The 4668-nt window shown below is 68.9% G+C and carries 5 protein-coding genes; 4 read left to right on the forward strand and 1 reads right to left on the reverse strand.

Annotated features, from left to right (window positions below; genetic code table 11):
• From Q8Q85_14730 to Q8Q85_14745, 4 genes are all read left to right on the forward strand, one after another.
• Positions 1-382: chromate transporter (locus tag Q8Q85_14730; protein MDP3775512.1), on the forward strand; the 382-nt coding region annotated here is incomplete at its 5' end.
• Between the two features lie 45 nt (positions 383-427).
• Positions 428-637 (forward strand): hypothetical protein, encoded by a 210-nt coding sequence (locus Q8Q85_14735; protein MDP3775513.1) that lies wholly within the window; start codon positions 428-430, stop codon positions 635-637.
• A gap of 25 nt (positions 638-662) precedes the next feature.
• Positions 663-2819, forward strand: coding sequence for a hypothetical protein (locus Q8Q85_14740; GenBank protein ID MDP3775514.1), 2157 nt, complete (start codon positions 663-665; stop codon positions 2817-2819).
• Between the two features lie 9 nt (positions 2820-2828).
• Complete coding sequence (locus Q8Q85_14745; GenBank protein MDP3775515.1) at positions 2829-3836, forward strand: fatty acid desaturase; 1008 nt, start codon at positions 2829-2831, stop codon at positions 3834-3836.
• A 128-nt stretch (positions 3837-3964) separates the two neighbouring features.
• On the opposite strand, the gene Q8Q85_14750 is transcribed toward Q8Q85_14745, so the two are convergent.
• Positions 3965-4668: hypothetical protein (locus Q8Q85_14750; GenBank protein ID MDP3775516.1), on the reverse strand; the 704-nt coding region annotated here is incomplete at its 5' end.

Raw genomic sequence — 4668 nt, forward strand, 5'->3', positions numbered from 1 at the left:
CGCCGTCGCCGTCTCGATGATCACGCCTGGTCCGGTCGTCATCACGGTCGCGTTCATCGGATACCTGACGGCCGGGCCGTTGGGCGCGTGCGCGGCGGCGCTCGGCGTTTTCCTGCCCGTGTACGTGGTGGTGATCGTGGCCGCGCCGCACTTTAACCGCTTCGCCCAGGACCCGCGCGTAAAGGCCTTCGTGGACGGTGTGACCGCGGCAGCGACGGGCGCGATCGCGGGCGCGGCGTGGGTGCTGGGGAAGCGCGCCATCACCGACTTGCCCACGGCTGCGATCGCCGCGGCGACCCTGGCGCTGCTGTTCCGGACCAGGAGGCTCCCGGAGCCGCTGCTGATAGTCGCGGCGGGAGTGGGCGGCGTGCTTCTCGGCTGAGGGCGCCCGGGTTGCGGACCTACCGCCGGCGGTGAAGCTTGCGGCATGGCGATCGACGTCGAGCGGGCCCGCCGGGAGACCCCCGGCTGCGTCGAAGTCCTGCACCTCAACAACGCGGGCGCGTCGCTGATGCCGCGCCGCGTGCTGGAGGCGGTGAAGGACGAGGCGCGGGGGCTTGCCCAGATGGTGCGGGCGTCGTACAACACCGAGGACGAAGTGGGGCGGTTCTGCGAGGAGCTGGAAGCGTTGGGATGACCACGGCACGCGAGGGAGTGGACGCATGGCCGACAGCGTTTCGTTCGAGAAGGTCCTTGCCGACGAGCTAAAGCTCATCGCTCATCGGCGCAGCGCGCCCGACGCGCCGGGAAACCCCGACGACTTCCGGCCCGAAACAGCGTTCGCGCGGGGCCTCCAGGGGCTCGCTTTCTCGGGGGGCGGGATCCGATCGGCGAGCTTCAACCTCGGCGTGCTGCAGGCGCTGGCGAAGCAGCGGGTGCTGGAAGGCTGCGACTACCTCTCGACGGTCTCGGGCGGAGGGTACATCGGGTCGTGCCGCTCGGCGCTCTGCTCGGACGGGAGCGCCGGGGTGTCCCCGGGAGACTTCCCGTTCGCTTTCGACGGGCGCGAGGAGCGGTCCGAGGTCAAGCGGCTCCGCCAGCACGGCGAGTATCTCGCCCCGGCCGGCGGGCTCCTGCAGCTCGACACGTGGCGCATCGTCTCGACCTACGTGGGACGGCTGCTCATCACGCTCTCCACGATCATGGCCATCCTCGGCGTGGCCGCCGCGGCGTGGATCATCGTCTATCCCAAGATCGTCAACCTCGCGCTCGGCATGCGTGGAGAGGCGCCGGTGCTCGACGGCCTGCTCTGGGGCAAGCCGCGTGACCACATCACCGCGCTGTTCGCCCCGGCGGCGGTGGTAAGCTTCCTCTGGCTCGCCACCACGCTCATGTACGCCGTCGTCACGGTCGTGCCGAGGCTGTGGACGCTGCGCTTCCGCGAGGGGTTCACGAGGTTCCAGGCGATCCTCCTCAGGCTGGCGTTCGTGCTCGCGGTCGCGGGCGTGTTGCCGCTGCTGCTGGTGTACGTGGACAAGCTGGTCACCGATTTCAAGCTCGCGTTCTCGGTGCCCGCGGCGCTCTCGGCGCTGTCGGTCGCCGGCTCGCGCCTGCTCGGCGAGGAGGCGAAGGGGCTGCCGGCCATGCTCAAGCGAGGGCTCGTGGCGGCGGGCATGGCGCTGTTCGTCGCCATCGTCTGCATCGGCGTCCTGTACGTCGTGTGGGGCTGGGCGAACATTGCGGGCCCCATCTTCGTGCTGCTGCTCGGCGTCCTGGTGCTGCTGGCGCTCTTCACGGACATCAATCGCGTGTCGATGCACTATTTCTACCGCGACCGGCTGAGCGAGGCGTTCATCGTCCGGCGCGACCGGGGGCGGGGAGACCAGCTCGTTTCCGCCGACGATCTCATGTTGAGTGCGCTGGCCTACCCGGACCGCCGGGTCCCGTACCACCTGGTGAACACCTGCGTGAACCTGCTCGGCAGCGACGACCCGGCGCTCCGCGGCCGCAAGGCGGACTTCTTCCTGCTCTCGCCGCTCTATTGCGGCTCGCGCGCCACGGGATACCGGCGCACCGCCGAGTACGAGAACGACCGGATGTCGCTCGCCACGGCGATGGCGGTCTCCGGCGCCGCGGCGAGCCCGCAGCACGGCTACGGCTCGAGCACGGCGATGGCGTTCCTGATGACGCTGCTCAACGTGCGGCTCGGCATCTGGGCCGAGAACCCGCGGAACCGGCCGAGTCTGCTCGGCGGCTGGCTCACGCCGCGGCGCCTCTGGCCGCTGTACCTGTGCCGAGAGCTGTTCAACGACACCGACGAGAGGCGGTGGCTGGTGAATCTGTCGGACGGCGGCCACATCGAGAACCTGGCGATGTACGAGCTGCTGCGGCGCCGCTGCAAGGTGATCATCGCCTCCGACGCTGAGGCGGACCCGAAGCGCACCTTCGGGGGACTGGGCGGAGTGATACGCAAGGCGCGGATCGACATGGGTATCGAGATCAAGGTGAGTGTGAACGACCTGGTCCCCGATCCGGGGAGCGGGCTCTCGAAGCTCCACGCGGTCAAGGGCGAGATCCGTTACCCCAAAGGCGACGGGACGTTCGACGTGGGCACTCTGATCTACATCAAGTCGTCGCTCACCGGCGACGATCCGCGCGATCTGCACGAGTACCGGTGCAGTCACGACACCTTCCCGCACGAGTCCACGGCGGACCAGTTCTTCGACGAGGCGCAGTTCGAGTCGTACCGCGAGCTGGGGTACCGGTCGGGGAAGGCGGCGGCGGCGCTTATGGGCGTCGCGGCCGCCCGAGCGTCGCTGCCCGACGGCGGGCGGCCGCCCGGAGAACCCGCCCGTGCGCGGGATGCGGCCGAGTATTAGGTTAGAGCCATGAACAACCCGTCCGTCGCCGCGATCCTGGCCCGGTACAAGGGGCCCAGCCTGCCGCGCAGCCTCTGGCAGCTGGCCAGCACGGCCACGCTGGTGGTGGCGACGTGGGTGCTCATGTACTTCAGCCTTCGAGTGTCGTACTGGCTCACGCTGGGGCTCGCGGTGCCGTCGGCGTTCTTCCTGATCCGGCTGTTCATCATCCAGCATGACTGCGGGCACGGGGCGTTCTTCAAGTCACCGAGGGTCGCGGACGCGGTAGGCTCCGTCATCGGCGTCCTGACGCTCACGCCGTATCACTATTGGAAGAAGACGCATGCCATCCATCACGCGACGAGCGGGAACCTCGAGCATCGGGGCTTCGGGGACATCGCGACGCTCACGGTGGATGAGTACCTCTCGCGCCCCTGGTGGGGCCGGCTCGGGTACCGCCTCTACCGGAACCCGATGGTGCTCTTCGTGGTCGGGCCCGCGTTCCACTTCATCGTGAAGCACCGCATCCCGACGATCGTGCCTCGGGCATGGAAGCGGGAGCGGTTCAGCATCGTGTGGACCGACGTCGTGCTGGCTGGATTCGTCGCCCTGATGGCGCTGACGGTCGGGCTCAAGGCGTTCCTGATGGTGCAACTACCGCTCACGCTGATCACCTGCTCGCTCGGCGTGTGGCTGTTCTACGTGCAGCACCAGTTCGAGCCCACCTACTGGGAGCATGACGAGCACTGGGACTACGACCGGGCGGCGCTCCAGGGCAGCTCGTACTACGAGCTGCCGCCGGTCCTCCGGTGGCTCACCGGCAACATCGGGATCCACCACATCCACCACTTGAACGCTCGCATCCCGAACTACCGGCTGCCGGTGGTGCTGCGCGAGCATCCCGAGCTGGCCGATGTGAACCGGCTCACGCTCTGGCAGAGTATCAAATGTGTACCGCTGGCGCTGTGGGACGAGCAGGAGCGGAAGCTGGTGGGGTTCCGCAGGGCAAGAGCGCTGCGGCGGCAGCACGCCGCCTGAGGTCGCCCGCCACAGTCATCTCCGGTTATAGTAACCTGTCAGGACCTTAGAACGCGGGGCCGGGAGCGCCATGACGGCGTCCCGGCCCCATCCAGCTTCGGCGTTCGTCACGCTCCGGTCGCGGCCGGCTAGAGGGAACCCGCCATTACCGCGACCTCCAGGCGGCGCATCTCGGCTGAACCAAGGCCCGCGTTCAGCTCGTTCATGCTCGCGCAGAACGGCGGGCACGGCATCATGAGATCGAGCAGCACGCCGTCCGTGAGGTCGGCGCCTTCGGGGTCCACGCCCACCAGGACCAGCGTCTCCTTGGCCGCTTCATCGAGGGCGTAGTAGTACCGGAGTGCCAGGCAGTCACGCTGCGCGAGCAGCTCGCGCACCTGCGGGGCGAGGAAGGCGCCCCCCTTCACCCGGTCCGGGAAGGCCTCGCGGTAACGGCGCGTCATCGTGGCCGCCGCATCGAGGGTGATGTGATGGTCGCGCTTCGGCAGCGCCAGCGGCACCGCGCGATAGGGCTGCTTCCCCTTGGGGCGCTCGCTCGCGTTGAGCTCGTTGGGCAGCGCGCAGAACGGCGGGCAGGGGACCATTAGGTCGAGCACGACGCCGTCCGTCAGGTCGTCGTTGCTCACGTCCACGCCCACCAGCACCAGGGTCGGCCGACCGTAGCTCCCCAGCGCATGGTAGTAACGCATCGCCGCGCAGCCAGGCTGGTCGAGCAACTCCAGGATCTGGCCGGCATGGAACGCGCCGCCCCGCTCGCCGTTGGGGCGGGTCTCGCGGAACCGGCGCGTCATGCGCGCCGCGTCAGCGAGCTGGATGTGGTGGTCACGCGTGG

The organism is Gemmatimonadales bacterium (genome assembly GCA_030697825.1).
In the GTDB taxonomy this organism is placed as follows: Bacteria; Gemmatimonadota; Gemmatimonadetes; order Gemmatimonadales; family JACORV01; genus JACORV01.